This window comes from Enterobacter cloacae complex sp. XAL002 (assembly GCF_049236805.1).
Classification (GTDB): domain Bacteria; phylum Pseudomonadota; class Gammaproteobacteria; order Enterobacterales; family Enterobacteriaceae; genus Enterobacter; species Enterobacter intestinihominis.
The window spans coordinates 51,358-64,028 of sequence record NZ_JBMKJN010000026.1 but is presented as its reverse complement, the minus strand read 5'-3'; the positions used below and the strand labels follow the sequence as shown (position 1 = coordinate 64,028).

The following is a 12,671-nucleotide window of genomic DNA, read 5'->3' as shown; positions in this document are numbered from 1 at the left end:
TATCGAACCCAGACCTATGTGCCTCGTGTTTAACTGTCCAACTTTTTGGGGTCAGTACAACCCGAGGCCCCTGTATGCTAGTCACATTCAGAGTAGCCTCTTGCCTGCTTAAATGCAAGGAGAAGAAGGCCATTGTTAACACCAAGCTGTAATGTCCCCTTTGAACCATTCTAAAATGTCCCCAGACAATTCTCTGGGGGATTTTTCATGATCAAAGAGACTGTTACGATGAGTCATAAGGAACTCGACCGACTTCACATTATTCAGGAGTCACTTAATCGCCATATTACTCAGGAACAAGCTGCGGCACGCATTGGCATTTCTATTCGGCAGGTTAAACGTCTGGTGCAACGGTATAGAAATGAAGGGCCTTCTGGTCTAGTTTCCCGCCGACGTGGAAAGCGTCCCAATAATTCCTTTTCTACCGAATTCAGAGCAACAGTAATTTCACTCCTCAAAGGCCGCTACGCTGATTTTGGACCTACGCTTGCGTGCGAAAAATTGCGCGAGATACACGGCTTGTGTTTATCCATTGAAACTCTCAGGAAGTGGATGGTAGAGGAGGGCATATGGCGCGAACGTCGTCGTAAGTTTGCCCGAATTTATCAGCGCCGGATGCGGCGCCCATCCTACGGTGAACTCATCCAGATTGATGGCTCGCCTCATGACTGGTTTGAAGGTCGGGGCCCCAAATGCACACTGATAGTCTTTATCGATGATGCTACCAGCGCTCTGATGGCGCTACGATTCGCTCCTGCAGAAACAACCCGGGCTTACATGGAAACCCTCCGGGGTTACCTTAATGATCATGGCGTACCACTGGCTCTCTATTCTGACAGACACAGTATATTCAGAGTAAATAACCCGGAGCGGGAAGGAGAGTTGACTCAGTTCACACGTGCGATAAAGACACTGGGCATCGAGCCAATCCATGCCAACAGCCCGCAGGCAAAAGGGCGGGTAGAGCGTGCCAATCAGACACTGCAGGACAGGCTGGTCAAAGAAATGCGGCTTCAGGGTATCAGTGATATTGAAACAGCAAACGCATGGTTGCCGACCTTTATTGAAGCCTATAACAACCGGTTTGCTACGCCGCCTCGTATTGCTGATAACGCCCATCTTGATGTACACCATTCTGAAGAGGAACTGGGTTATATCTTCAGCCTCCAGGCGAAGCGCGTTCTCTCCAAAAATCTCACTTTCCAGTACAAAAGCAGTGCGTTTCAGATTCGCAGTGAAGGCCGGGGATATCGACTTCGGCATTCGGTTGTCACGGTATGCGAAAGCTTTAACGGTGAAATTAAGGTTCTGTATGATGGGAAAGCGTTGGGATGGGAAAAATATGTTGATGGCCCGGAGCCTATACCACTGGATGATGAAAAAAGTGTCCATGAACGTGTGGATAATGCCCGTTTTGATTTACGCTCAAAATTCTACGTAAAACCTAAAGCTGACCATCCTTGGCTCACGCGCCGCACGCAAAGTAATCAGCAAGTGAAGCCCCCTAAATTACCCAGAAAGAAGGCTGATCCCGATAAAATGGACTGAAACCAGGCGTTATTCAGTTGAGTGCATATCCAGTCATAGGATAGATTCTTACGTAGCGTTTCTGGCGTGCATTTTCGGGTGGTTTGTTACTGTTTTTAACGGGGACACGTCAGAAACGCGCTCAGGCCGTCTGAGCGGTACGCGTAATGCGGCGTTATGGTAAATAGCCTATGCTAATGTCCGCTAAGAGCGAGATATAGTCATTCGTACCCTGAGAATTACACTTTGAAGTGATTCAGGGTATGCGCTTACTGGTTACGAATATTGAGCGAGAATCATGTGATGATCGCCGCTTTTCTTTCGAGCCAGTAGGTGCTCCACGTTCGCTAACGAATACTCAGGGCATGCAGATAAACTGCTGGCTATATTTCTTTCGAAGAGCGTGGAATGCATACCAATCCCCGATAAAAAGGAGTTGGTGATGACTGTGACTAATCAATTTGCTGCGCACGTTGGTCTGGACTGGGCTGATAAAAAACACGATGTCTGTGTTCAGTTTAAAAACGGTGAACGCGTATTCGATGTGATTGAACATACAGCAGAAGCGCTTGATGCCTGGCTTACTGAGTTACACCAGAAAGTAAAAGGTAGAATCGCAATAGCTCTCGAACTGAAGAAGGGCCCCGTGGTATATGCTCTTCAAAAATACCCCTTTATCACCGTTTTCCCCGTCCACGCATTGTCCCTGGCTCGTTATCGGCAAGCCTTCTCGCCCAGCGGCGCTAAAGATGATCCGCAGGATGCCGAGCTGGCATTAGAGTTAATGCTGCGTTACCCCCAGAAGATAAAAGCTATTGAACCCGACAATGCGGATATTCGCTTACTTCAGCAACTGGTTGAGCAACGTCGTCAGTTGGTTGAAGATAAACGACGCTTTGTGAACCGGATAATCAACACGCTTAAACAGTATTATCCTCAGCCACTGGAGTGGTTCTCACATCGGGGTAGCTTACTGTTGTGTGAGCTGATTATCCGGTGGCCCAGTCTGCAACAACTGAAACGAGCCAGACGCGACACGATCCGCAACTTTCTGAATGCCAAAGGTGGTCGCGCTATGGCCCTTACCGAGCAACGTGTTGCGAGTATTGATAATGCGATCCCATTGACTACAGACCCGAGTGTTATAGAGGCTAATGCTTTGATGGCAGCAGCACTGGCGACACAAATTAAAGTCGTGAGTGAAATCATCAAAACCTATGACGAACGAATCGAAACGCTGTTTGACACATTGCCAGATGCGGGGCTGTTCAAATCACTTCCGGGCATGGGACCGTGCATGGGCCCACGGATGCTTGCTGCACTTGGTGATAATCGTGACCGGTTTAACAGCGCTGAAGAAATTCAAAACTACGCAGGTATAGCACCGGTGACCGAACGAAGCGGCCAAAAATCATGGGTTCACTGGCGATGGCAATGTGCCAAGTTCGTCAGGCAGACCTTTGTTGAATGGGCTGCCAAGACGGTTAATTCATCATACTGGGCCAAACTGTATTATCAGGGCCTTAGAGAAAAGGGCAAATCTCATCAGTCTGCGATCCGGGCACTGGCGTTCAAATGGATAAGGATCATTTACCGCTGCTGGAAGGCCAGAACCTGTTATGACGAAGCGAAATATTTGCTGGCTCTCGAAGCGAGACACTCGCCCTTACTGAAGCCATAAAAAGCTTGTCGAATGTCTCAGGGCGTGAAGCGGACATTGCAGACTGCCCAGTAGAAAAAGTGCTATCAGAATTATCTAAAGGAAGATCGTATTTACCATGTCTCATTCTAACTGTTTAATAAATTACAAAAATTAAAATTTCCATTTAATATCATCGCGTTAAGCAAGAGAATTAAACCTCTCATTTAATTTATGATTCTTATTTAATTCATGAGTTGGTGTAAAAATAGGTTGCCGCACTATAGAAAGACACATATTTAAACCCAGCAGGAAATCATATTTGAAAGTAATGTGTTTAAGGGGCTGCGTAACAAGAACAGCAAGTAAACACATAGTAATAACAGTTACCATTCCCATTTCGCAAGTGGCCATATCAGAGGTGAACTAATGCCTGCTGCAATTTTAAGAATTAAGGTTATCCTAATAATTCTTTTGTATGATTAAGATCATCGATAAATTTACTAAGGACTCATTAATGAAATTGCGACTCTGGAATCTATTACCCCATGATTACGCTCCTTTTTTTCGTATTCTTCACATCATTGTGGCATTTCTAATATTATCACAAATTATTAACTCTAATCTGACAGAGACCGAAGCAATTGGTGAACATAGTCTTGAAGGAGTTATAACCTGGATGCACATTATTTCAGGGTTAGGACTGATTATTTGTGGTTTTATTATGTTAAGTTGGATGCTTACTCAAAGAGGTTTTACTTATTATTTTTCATGGGTAGGGCTTGACTTTAGTGGTATTAAGCAAGATATAAAAACGTTGACTAGTTTCCGACTGCCCGATGCACATTCGGGAGGTATTGCCAGTACAATCCAAGGATTTGGAGTTCTAGCATTGCTAATTGTAGCACTTTCAGGTGGCCTATGGTTCTTGTTGAATACCATGCAGTCAAATCTGGCTGAAACAGTAATCCACTGGCATAAGTTCTTTACTACTTTCATTGAGGTCTATTTTTATGCACATGGTGCAATGGGAGTTTTGCATATTTTAATTGAAAAATATAAAAGCCGCTCAGTTAACCTAAGTGACTAATCTGTTGTGAGATAATATTACTTCAAGTTGAAGAAAACCCTAAAAATAAAATTTAGTTTACTAGAAGATGAAACAGCACTTGCAGAGACTTTTTAATTAAATTTAATAAAAACGAAAAAATATTCATGGCGAAATGATTGTTTAATTATCTATCATGGATAGAAATGTGAGTTAGTCGTCCTATTTTAGGAAGTTAATAATGACTAAAACAAAAGGGTTACCTCGTCCGCTGACGCACTACGCTTGGCTTTCCATTGCCACGGCTATTGCCACTATCGGACTCAAAGGTGTGGCGTGGAAAATGACCGGTTCGGTCGGTCTGCTATCTGATGCCATCGAATCCGTAGTTAACCTCGCAGGAGCCCTAATGGCGCTCTGGATGCTGACCTTGGCTGCGCTTCCGGCCGATGAGAACCATGCATATGGGCACGGCAAAGCCGAATATTTCTCGAGTGCTTTCGAAGGATTTCTGATCCTATTGGCGGCAGCCAGTATCGCCTATACCGCAGTTGAGCGGATGTTAACTCCACAGCCGCTTGAGGAGATTGGTCTCGGATTACTGGTTTCAACAGTCGCATCAATCCTTAATTTTGTGACGGCTCGCATTTTGTTAAGGGCTGGCAGGCAGCACAACTCTATCACTCTTGAGGCAGATGCTCATCACCTGCTGACCGATGTCTGGACGTCGGTCGGTGTCATTTTTGGTGTCGGACTGGTTTATCTGACCGGCTGGTTTTGGGTCGATCCGATCGTTGCATTGCTGGTCGCAGCCAACATCGTTTGGACTGGTTATCAGCTTATGAGTCGTTCAGCTGCAGGTCTGATGGACGTATCGCTACCCACGGAAGAACTCAAAAAAATCGAGTCACTGCTGGCAGGATATCGTGAACAGGGGCTTGATTTCCATGCACTACGTACACGCCAGGCTGGCGGGCGGGCGTTTATGACAATGCACATCCTAGTTCCTGGGCGATGGACTGTTCAATATGGGCACGACTGGGCCGAGCGTATAGAGAATGATATCCGCACCGCACTGCCTTTTATCCATATCACCACTCATGTGGAACCGTTGGAAGATCCCGCGTCAATGAACGACCAAACGCTCGACATTTCTGATCACTAAACTAACCACATGTCGCTGGTCGGGCAGGGTAACAAACCTCGCTCTACAAAAATTTCAGGTATTCTCTATAATTCTGAGGGTACTTGATGTGACCTGCGCCCAATTGTTGGGCACGCAATATTTTTAAAAAGTCCGCTTCTGGCACAAAGCGGACAGTGATCACCGTTCTTACGACTACTTTCTGACTTACTTCGTGACTTGCCCTAAGCATGTTGTAGTGCGATACTTGTAATGACATTTGTAATTACAAGGGGTGTAAGACATGGGTAGCATTAACCTACGTATTGACGATGAACTTAAAGCGCGTTCTTACGCCGCGCTTGAAAAAATGGGCGTAACTCCTTCTGAAGCGCTTCGTCTCATGCTCGAGTATATCGCTGACAATGAACGCTTGCCGTTCAAACAGACACTCCTGAGTGATGAAGATGCTGAACTTGTGGAGATAGTGAAAGAACGACTTCGTAATCCTAAGCCAGTACGTGTGACGCTGGATGAACTCTGATGGCGTATTTTCTGGATTTTGACGAGCGGGCACTAAAGGAATGGCGAAAGCTGGGCTCGACGGTACGTGAACAGTTGAAAAAGAAGCTGGTTGAAGTACTTGAGTCACCCCGGATTGAAGCAAACAAGCTCCGTGGTATGCCTGATTGTTACAAGATTAAGCTCCGGTCTTCAGGCTATCGCCTTGTATACCAGGTTATAGACGAGAAAGTTGTCGTTTTCGTGATTTCTGTTGGGAAAAGAGAACGCTCGGAAGTATATAGCGAGGCGGTCAAACGCATTCTCTGAACCAAAGCATGACATCTCTGTTTCGCACCGATGGTGACACTTCTGCTTTGCGTTGACAGGAGAAGAAGGCCATGAAAATGCCGAACCAACCCATTGTTTTGTGCATATTAATAGTTTGTTTAACGCTGTTGATATTCACCTGGCTCACACGAAACTCGCTTTGCGAGTTGCGGATGAAAGACGGAACAAGGGAGGTATCTGCTATCCTGGCCTACGAATCCGGTAAGTAGCTGACAAAGAGGGGGGCAACCCCCTCTTTTCGGGGTGTGGATTAGTATGCCATCGGCACCTTTTGAAAGGGTTTCTCCAGTCGGGGAAACCCTTTTTTCCTCCCGTCTTGTGGCATATAGCCTTTTGTATAAATCAAGAACCAGACCCAAAGAGTCCCACTTCACGCAAACCGTTCAAAAGCCTTAGCGTAATCCAGTCGGGAAAAATTTCACCGGTGCTCGTCCGGGCACGTACCGGAAACAATGGACTTCTCACTGGTCGGTAGCTCATAGAACGTAGCCATTGCGGTCAGTCCTTATTCTGTACCCAGTAGAGTTTTATGGCCGTCTGGCAAATCGTTCAAACATTGTCATTTCTGTTCTCGCTGCATCCGGTCAAATGATACGGTGAATTCAGCTCATGGGCATTCGCATCGCAGTCTACGAAGGCACCAGAAGTTTGAGGATGTTACGCAAAGAACAGTTATCAGGTTTGCTGGTGGGCGTAATGCCTACCTCTACTTTACTTCATAGGGATTCTTCTGCGGGGAAGCAAGAATTGACTCAACGTTGTCCGGTCGTACCAGATTTGTCGCGGAAAGCGCCTTTTTGTGAGGGGGGCCGCAGCGCTAAACCTTTTCCTGGAACGACATGAAGGACAGCAGAGCGTCCGCCCTGGAGGACAGCTCAATACAGTCTCCACGCTGCGGTTCTATCTCTTCGTCAATGGTTTCATTGTACCAAATACGCAGCCGCCATCCCTTCGCAGGGAAAGCGCTCTGCATCGCCAGGACCATCCCCTCCGGCGACAGCAGTTCTCGACAGAGGTAGCAGGCCCCGATCCGGGTTGAATCCCGCAGCCACATTACGGGATACTCTTTAACCAGTTGGTCATACACGCATTCTGCCATATGAAAGTAATTTTCGTCAGCCCTGCAAAAATCACACATTCGATTTCCTTAAATGGTGTTCATCGAGATAATTCAGAAAGTTGATTCGCCAAACTACGGGGCATTTCTTTAATGGCGGAGCTTTACATCACTATTTCTGTCATTTTCAAATCCGCCGGATACAGCAATAATTGCACCGAACAGCGGTTTGAACTGCAATGCATCCGTAGGGTATGCGACAATAATAAGGCTCTTCCCGTACTCTTAAAAATGGAAGAGTTTAAAACCCATACTGCTGGGATGAGCGAAGCACGGTACATTATGCCAGCGTATAAGGGCCGTCATAACTTGTTTTTTTCTAGAACACGGCGAAGTTTTCTTACCTGGGAAGCTGTGGAAAGCGTACCGGTTCGGGGATGGCATGCGCTTGCCTTTTCACCTGGTTTGAGTACATAGGCTAATGCCAGCTCGTTCAGAGCCGCCTCAGCTTTCAACAGGGCCTCAATGGCCGTGTTCAGGTATACAGTTCGGCTCTCATGGTTCATCAGGATTTTCCTCACAAGGGTAAAAATGACAGGCGATACCTGCCGTTTACCCTTTGTCTCCGTTAAGAATGGCATCACGGCAGGCTTCCCAGATTACCTGGGCATTAGCATCACACTCCACGAACCCGCCGCACTGATCGTATATCACCTGGTATACCTCAGGGGGAATCTTCCCAGGCGCAACCGGAGTTGAGCGTTTGCCTTTATGAATCTCATCTGCGGTATCACAGACAGCGTCGAGATGCCGCGACATCCACTCAGATAATTTCAGACCCTCTCGATTTGCCTGTTTTACATAGCGAACCTTTCTGGAAACCGTAGATCGCATCTGAATCTGTGTCACAGCTGGCACATCTTCTTTCATGGCATTCTGTAATGCAGCTTTGGGCTTTTTCATGTTCATGGTTGCTTTAAATTATTCTGGAGTTCGTCTGATATAAATGCTGACGTGATCTGTCAGCGTTGCTTAAATAGTTTATCGCCTTCCGCCAGTTCGCCGTTGAGCTGTTCAATCACGCTCCAGATGAGCCGATCATCCGGCGTTGAGCCTGCACACTCTTTCACGACCGCCACGGGTCTAAATTCTTCAGGGTCTGCCTGCCCGGAGGTGAAGAGCCTGCTCTCAATCCAGTGGGCCCCCTCTGTGCAGCAGTGGCAACTGGTTTCAGGTGGTTCATCCAGACCGTCCACTCCACAGGCTGAGCAGGTGAACAGTTTGCGAGACCCACCAGCCAGTGGCGTATCGCAAGCTGCTGGAAGTGCGCCAGCATTGCGCCAGTACAGCACATGATTTGAATCGTAGCAGTGTCCATGAAGCAGAAGCGAAACGCCGCAACTGCGAGTTTCAATGGCTTTGCCTGTGCCAAGGTATTGCCCGATCTCGTCCCATACGTCCACTAAGGTGTCAGGCAGCGGACGCGTAACAGGGAACTTAGCGCAGTCGTCCGGGGTGCCTTTAATGCAGCAGAGGGCCGAATACGCAAGCTCCTGCATTTCGTAGGAGTACTGACCACATACCACGCGTTCCAGTTTGTCGATTAGTTGTTCTTTATTCATCATACTCAGCCTTATTAAACAAATTCATTACGCCACTGGCACCATCTGGCCGGAGCAGACTGCGGCCCGGTAGTAGAGCCGCAGGGGGTGTCGCTGGACTAACAGGTGCTCAGTGAGTCCCGCACTTCCTCATGACTGGTCATTTTCAGAAGAAGCTTTCCAGGGCAGCGTGGTTCCGCCTGTGAACGGGTGACGTCTTCGTTGATTGCCTGGATATGAGCAGATTCAACGGTCCGACGCTGTACGACATGGTTGCTCAGGTTGAATTCGCACTGGAGCCTTCTGGCATCAGAATCCGCGTTCATTGCAATACGTTCATCAAAGCGGCGGTTCATTCGCAGAGCCTCTTCGTGAGCTGCATCAACAAGGGTGCGTCTGGTGACATAGTCGTTACCAGCAAAAAACGATAGCTGAGCGTGTTCCGAAGAGTAGTCGGAGCTTCCCTTACAACGGGCAATCGCGGCTTCAGAGTGCAGGATTAATGAACTCAACCGTGAACAGACGTCATTGATGGTGCCGGTTTTCAGACAGTCGTGGATAAGTGTCCAGGCGGAAATGCTCAGCGGGCGGCTGGTGATCACATAGGGATTGTAATGATCAACCGTTACGATAGTACGCAGTGAATGAAGCGATTCGGACTGCGTACGTAAGTCACGGCGAACAGTACATGCCACCGAGGCAACATCTTTACATTCTTTGTCGGACATCGAGTCCAGTACGCGGATCTCCACCTCTGCCGCCTTTGAGGCGATATGCGCACTAATCTCACCCTTAAGACGTTTGTAGTCAGCCTTGAAGCTTCCCACGCTGTCAATATCGATCCAGTAACCACAGCTGTAACCAGCATTACCAAACTCGTCATCTTTCTCATAGTTCGGACAGCCGTCATTGCTCCAGCCAGCTTTTTCCAGCAGCTCGTCAATAGCGACCAGCTCAGCCATTGGTGCATGTTCGATAATGAAATAATGGACACGGCCCCAGGCATATGCGCGTGAACGGCCATCAACAGAAGTATCAGAAGTCGTCTGACGGGAAAGTTTCATGAGGTACTCCAGTTCTGCCCGGTACCGCCGGGGCGGTGGTGCGAAAGCCGCACCATGAATGACACTATGATCCTCCTAACTTCTATTGTCAATACAATTGAAGTGGCGTTGTATTTATTCATTATTTGGACCCGGCTCGTACGGAACGACCGTCGGGACTTGCCAATTATTCTGCGGTGAGCAGGGGGAAGGGAACATCCCACCGCTTGTTTCAAGATGTACAGCCAAGGAGGGCGCAGAATGCCTGACAGAATCATCGTGCAGCGGTAGCGAAAGACCTGACAAACGGGAAAAGTATCCTTTTATTCCAAAGCCAACCTCAGCTTTTAATGTCGCCAGTACGTTTCTTAAACATGCCAAATCGGTCTCTTATACGGCCGGATGGGCCCGATGAAAACGATAAAATGAGAAACAGAACCCGACACATCGCTGCTCTCTGGGAAAGCCGGTCAGCAGATGGAGCGCCAGGAACTAAATCCGCTGGTTTTAATAATGATTGAGGAGAACAAGATGAAAGATAACAAGACACGTCCTGTAGACTCGTATGCTCATGCTGATTTCATGGAGTCCGTCTTCAGCAACCTCAGGGCTTTCTGTGATGCGGAATGCCAGCGGCTAACTGCCGGTTATCCCCCAACTGTCAAACCAGAACAGCAAAGCACTGACGGCCAGCTGTCGGCGGCATAAATCATTACCTGCCAGTTCGTTCAAATTTCCGCTTCCTTAAGCCCGGGCCAAAAGCCCGGCTCAATCCAAAAACTGAACGTACCGGTTTACCTCTATATCTCCTCAATCCCCTGCGACTTACAAGAGACCCGCACCGGTTTAGCCATTCCTGTCCTGCCACTCTCTCATCACTGGCCCAGACAACCGGAAAAGTAACTTTTCTCTCCGACTCACCTTCTGAACCAGCTATTTTGCTTAAACGTAAAAACGGCCCACTGTTGTGAAGATTTAAAACGGACGGATCGAGTAGTATTGTCTCAGGAATTTTTTTTAAGAAAAGTTACTTTTTCTTCTGTGCAACCTATTAGAAAAAATGTCGAACCTGGTATTGTTGTGTTGTAGCGCAGTTAAACAACCAACCAAAAGAGAGAACAAAAATGTCCGCAATCGAAACTGAAGTAAAAAACAACAGCAACGAAATCAGCCTTCGTGGTTACCTGGAACGCACTGGTAACGGTGCCCGTAAAGGTAACGGCCTTATCATTGACCCTTCGGTTGTTGTAGAGCAGGAAGGCTTTAACACCCGCACGGCCGGTATGGGCGAGCTCTACTATTCAATGCCTCACGTTGTGGAACACCTGAACAGCCTGGCCGATGCCTACATGGAAGACCCGTTCAGCGTGACGCCTATCGTTGTTCAGATGGTTAATGGCGTACCTGTACTGCGTCAGGGGGCTTGCCGTATCCGTTCCATCGCTATTGCAAACCGCCAGCTGGAAGCAGAAGGGCGTGAACGCATTACTCGTATTCGCTGCGAAGAGTTTCGCGGTAGCGCTTCAAAAGCAGAACTCTTCACCCTGACCGGCAACTCCAACCTGGCGCTGTCTGTCGTAGCTGAAGCGCTTTCAATTAAGCGTCTTGTTGAAGATAAAGAAGAGCCTAAGACCTTTGCGGAACTGGCAAAAAAACGTGGTAAATCAGAGCAGCATCTTCGCCAGATGGTTCGCGTACTGGACCTGCCTTCTGAACTACAGACCATGCTTGTGAGCGATCAGGTGAGCATGTACGTTGCGCTGGACGAGTATATGTACAGCGGTGAGGATGCGGTAGATAACATCAACAAGGCGATCTCCATCTATGGTAAAGCGACGAAAAACACGCTGAAATTCGTCAAAGCTGCCAAGGTAGAAGAGCGCATGGCAGATCCGCAGACTCCGGAAAACTCCGGTGATGAGCAACCGGCAGGTAATGCTACCGTTAACACCCCGGTACCGGATCAACTGAATGATGAAAGCAATACAGAGACGCTGGTTACGCCACCGGTACAGGAACCAGCTCCGGCTCCAAAGGACAGCGCTCCTAAACAGAACCCGGCAGGTAAAGCACCATCCATGTCCAGCGTTCTGAACAAAAAGACCGTGACCGTCATTGCCGACACCGCGATCCCGATTTTTGAACGTATTGCTGAAGAAGCCAAGCTTAAAGAAGGTGAATCTGTCAGCACTGATACTTACACGCTTGTTCTGACCAATGATGAAATGAACGATATCATCAATGCTCATGCTGACCTGAAAGAGTACCTGCGTAAGCATGCTGAGAAGATGAATAAGGGACAGGCATGATTTTCTGACCGACCCCTCCATCCGGACGGGTCGGTAACTTTTTCAGGACAAGGGGAAACAGGGCAATGAAGAAGGCTTTTATCAACGTAGACAAGACTAACCCACTGCCAGTCCTGACGGATTCGGTGACCCGGGTAAGTATTCAGTGCACGGCAAAAGATGAAAACGGGGCAGGGATCGAAGTGAACATCCTCGACCTGATTCAGGATCATGATACGGATGAAGTGAAAGTGCAGTTTGGGAGCTCGCCTGTTCAGGCTCTGGCGATGCTCCGCCGGGTTATGACAGCACTGGAAAAGCAGGCAAATGCAGAACTGCAACAGAATTCCTGCTCGCGTATGCAGTAAACGGTAAAAGCAGAATGTTCCCTACTGGATAAACCCGGTGGACCTCACGGAGAGCAAGTCACCGAATGGTTCACTGTTAAGTGATATACATCCGGATTTATAAGGTTTTGCAGCATCCGAATAGG

Annotated in this window: 15 protein-coding genes and 1 pseudogene; 10 read left to right on the top strand and 6 right to left on the bottom strand. The window is 47.9% G+C overall.

Features of this window, described 5'->3' with window-relative positions; genetic code table 11:
* The first annotated feature begins 207 nt into the window (after positions 1-207).
* The 4 genes from ACOT0L_RS20085 to ACOT0L_RS20070 all read left to right on the top strand — a co-directional run bounded on the left by ACOT0L_RS20085 (position 208) and on the right by ACOT0L_RS20070 (position 5,379).
* Positions 208-1,548, top strand: coding sequence for an ISNCY family transposase (locus ACOT0L_RS20085; RefSeq protein ID WP_000589001.1), 1,341 nt, complete (start codon positions 208-210; stop codon positions 1,546-1,548).
* Between the two features lie 421 nt (positions 1,549-1,969).
* On the top strand, positions 1,970-3,208 hold the full coding sequence (locus ACOT0L_RS20080) for an IS110-like element ISEsa2 family transposase (RefSeq protein WP_000219087.1): 1,239 nt from the start codon (positions 1,970-1,972) through the stop codon (positions 3,206-3,208).
* A 475-nt stretch (positions 3,209-3,683) separates the two neighbouring features.
* Positions 3,684-4,256 (top strand): cytochrome b/b6 domain-containing protein, encoded by a 573-nt coding sequence (locus ACOT0L_RS20075; protein ID WP_001515348.1) that lies wholly within the window; start codon positions 3,684-3,686, stop codon positions 4,254-4,256.
* A gap of 199 nt (positions 4,257-4,455) precedes the next feature.
* Positions 4,456-5,379 (top strand): cation diffusion facilitator family transporter, encoded by a 924-nt coding sequence (locus ACOT0L_RS20070; protein ID WP_000167917.1) that lies wholly within the window; start codon positions 4,456-4,458, stop codon positions 5,377-5,379.
* 121 nt (positions 5,380-5,500) lie between these two features.
* Here ACOT0L_RS20070 and ACOT0L_RS20065 read toward each other — a convergent pair.
* Positions 5,501-5,617 (bottom strand): annotated as a pseudogene (locus tag ACOT0L_RS20065) (hypothetical protein); the annotation flags it as partial.
* 24 nt (positions 5,618-5,641) lie between these two features.
* On the opposite strand from ACOT0L_RS20065, the gene relB reads away from it, so the two are divergent.
* The 3 genes from relB (at position 5,642) to ACOT0L_RS20050 (ending at position 6,398) form a co-directional block, all read left to right on the top strand.
* A complete protein-coding gene (gene relB / locus ACOT0L_RS20060; RefSeq protein WP_000534858.1) occupies positions 5,642-5,881 on the top strand; it encodes a type II toxin-antitoxin system antitoxin RelB in 240 nt (79 codons plus the stop codon).
* Positions 5,881-6,168: a type II toxin-antitoxin system mRNA interferase RelE gene (gene relE / locus ACOT0L_RS20055; RefSeq protein WP_000323025.1), complete on the top strand. Its 288-nt coding sequence runs from the start codon at positions 5,881-5,883 to the stop codon at positions 6,166-6,168. The genes relB and relE overlap by 1 nt, the downstream gene beginning before the upstream one ends.
* A gap of 71 nt (positions 6,169-6,239) precedes the next feature.
* Positions 6,240-6,398, top strand: coding sequence for a type I toxin-antitoxin system Hok family toxin (locus tag ACOT0L_RS20050; RefSeq protein WP_001447866.1), 159 nt, complete (start codon positions 6,240-6,242; stop codon positions 6,396-6,398).
* A gap of 608 nt (positions 6,399-7,006) precedes the next feature.
* Here the strand turns inward: ACOT0L_RS20050 and ACOT0L_RS20045 are convergent.
* From ACOT0L_RS20045 to ACOT0L_RS20025, 5 genes are all read right to left on the bottom strand, one after another.
* Positions 7,007-7,327, bottom strand: coding sequence for a hypothetical protein (locus ACOT0L_RS20045; RefSeq protein WP_000332796.1), 321 nt, complete (start codon positions 7,325-7,327; stop codon positions 7,007-7,009).
* A gap of 281 nt (positions 7,328-7,608) precedes the next feature.
* Complete coding sequence (locus tag ACOT0L_RS20040; RefSeq protein WP_001015183.1) at positions 7,609-7,812, bottom strand: hypothetical protein; 204 nt, start codon at positions 7,810-7,812, stop codon at positions 7,609-7,611.
* Between the two features lie 46 nt (positions 7,813-7,858).
* Positions 7,859-8,209, bottom strand: coding sequence for a hypothetical protein (locus tag ACOT0L_RS20035; protein ID WP_000743059.1), 351 nt, complete (start codon positions 8,207-8,209; stop codon positions 7,859-7,861).
* Between the two features lie 59 nt (positions 8,210-8,268).
* Positions 8,269-8,871, bottom strand: a complete 603-nt coding sequence (locus ACOT0L_RS20030) for a hypothetical protein (RefSeq protein ID WP_012695474.1) — start codon at positions 8,869-8,871, stop codon at positions 8,269-8,271.
* 95 nt (positions 8,872-8,966) lie between these two features.
* Positions 8,967-9,911 (bottom strand): DUF5417 domain-containing protein, encoded by a 945-nt coding sequence (locus ACOT0L_RS20025; RefSeq protein ID WP_000778029.1) that lies wholly within the window; start codon positions 9,909-9,911, stop codon positions 8,967-8,969.
* 510 nt (positions 9,912-10,421) lie between these two features.
* On the opposite strand from ACOT0L_RS20025, the gene ACOT0L_RS20020 reads away from it, so the two are divergent.
* The 3 genes from ACOT0L_RS20020 to ACOT0L_RS20010 all read left to right on the top strand — a co-directional run bounded on the left by ACOT0L_RS20020 (position 10,422) and on the right by ACOT0L_RS20010 (position 12,546).
* Complete coding sequence (locus ACOT0L_RS20020) at positions 10,422-10,598, top strand: hypothetical protein (protein ID WP_001371930.1); 177 nt, start codon at positions 10,422-10,424, stop codon at positions 10,596-10,598.
* A gap of 416 nt (positions 10,599-11,014) precedes the next feature.
* Positions 11,015-12,199 (top strand): hypothetical protein, encoded by a 1,185-nt coding sequence (locus ACOT0L_RS20015; RefSeq protein WP_001272971.1) that lies wholly within the window; start codon positions 11,015-11,017, stop codon positions 12,197-12,199.
* Positions 12,200-12,264: 65 nt separating this feature from the next.
* Complete coding sequence (locus ACOT0L_RS20010; RefSeq protein WP_000708863.1) at positions 12,265-12,546, top strand: hypothetical protein; 282 nt, start codon at positions 12,265-12,267, stop codon at positions 12,544-12,546.
* The last annotated feature ends 125 nt before the right edge of the window (positions 12,547-12,671 follow it).

Bases quoted from the DNA above. Each gene is read 5' to 3' on its own strand.
- ACOT0L_RS20040 (WP_001015183.1), bottom strand. From the start codon at position 7,812: ATGAACCATGAGAGCCGAACTGTATACCTGAACACGGCCATTGAGGCC.
- ACOT0L_RS20080 (WP_000219087.1), top strand. From the start codon at position 1,970: ATGACTGTGACTAATCAATTTGCTGCGCACGTTGGTCTGGACTGGGCT.
- ACOT0L_RS20085 (WP_000589001.1), top strand. From the start codon at position 208: ATGATCAAAGAGACTGTTACGATGAGTCATAAGGAACTCGACCGACTT.
- ACOT0L_RS20045 (WP_000332796.1), bottom strand. From the start codon at position 7,327: ATGTGTGATTTTTGCAGGGCTGACGAAAATTACTTTCATATGGCAGAA.
- ACOT0L_RS20070 (WP_000167917.1), top strand. From the start codon at position 4,456: ATGACTAAAACAAAAGGGTTACCTCGTCCGCTGACGCACTACGCTTGG.
- ACOT0L_RS20075 (WP_001515348.1), top strand. From the start codon at position 3,684: ATGAAATTGCGACTCTGGAATCTATTACCCCATGATTACGCTCCTTTT.
- ACOT0L_RS20050 (WP_001447866.1), top strand. From the start codon at position 6,240: ATGAAAATGCCGAACCAACCCATTGTTTTGTGCATATTAATAGTTTGT.
- ACOT0L_RS20035 (WP_000743059.1), bottom strand. From the start codon at position 8,209: ATGAAAAAGCCCAAAGCTGCATTACAGAATGCCATGAAAGAAGATGTG.
- ACOT0L_RS20010 (WP_000708863.1), top strand. From the start codon at position 12,265: ATGAAGAAGGCTTTTATCAACGTAGACAAGACTAACCCACTGCCAGTC.
- relE (WP_000323025.1), top strand. From the start codon at position 5,881: ATGGCGTATTTTCTGGATTTTGACGAGCGGGCACTAAAGGAATGGCGA.
- relB (WP_000534858.1), top strand. From the start codon at position 5,642: ATGGGTAGCATTAACCTACGTATTGACGATGAACTTAAAGCGCGTTCT.
- ACOT0L_RS20015 (WP_001272971.1), top strand. From the start codon at position 11,015: ATGTCCGCAATCGAAACTGAAGTAAAAAACAACAGCAACGAAATCAGC.
- ACOT0L_RS20030 (WP_012695474.1), bottom strand. From the start codon at position 8,871: ATGATGAATAAAGAACAACTAATCGACAAACTGGAACGCGTGGTATGT.
- ACOT0L_RS20025 (WP_000778029.1), bottom strand. From the start codon at position 9,911: ATGAAACTTTCCCGTCAGACGACTTCTGATACTTCTGTTGATGGCCGT.
- ACOT0L_RS20020 (WP_001371930.1), top strand. From the start codon at position 10,422: ATGAAAGATAACAAGACACGTCCTGTAGACTCGTATGCTCATGCTGAT.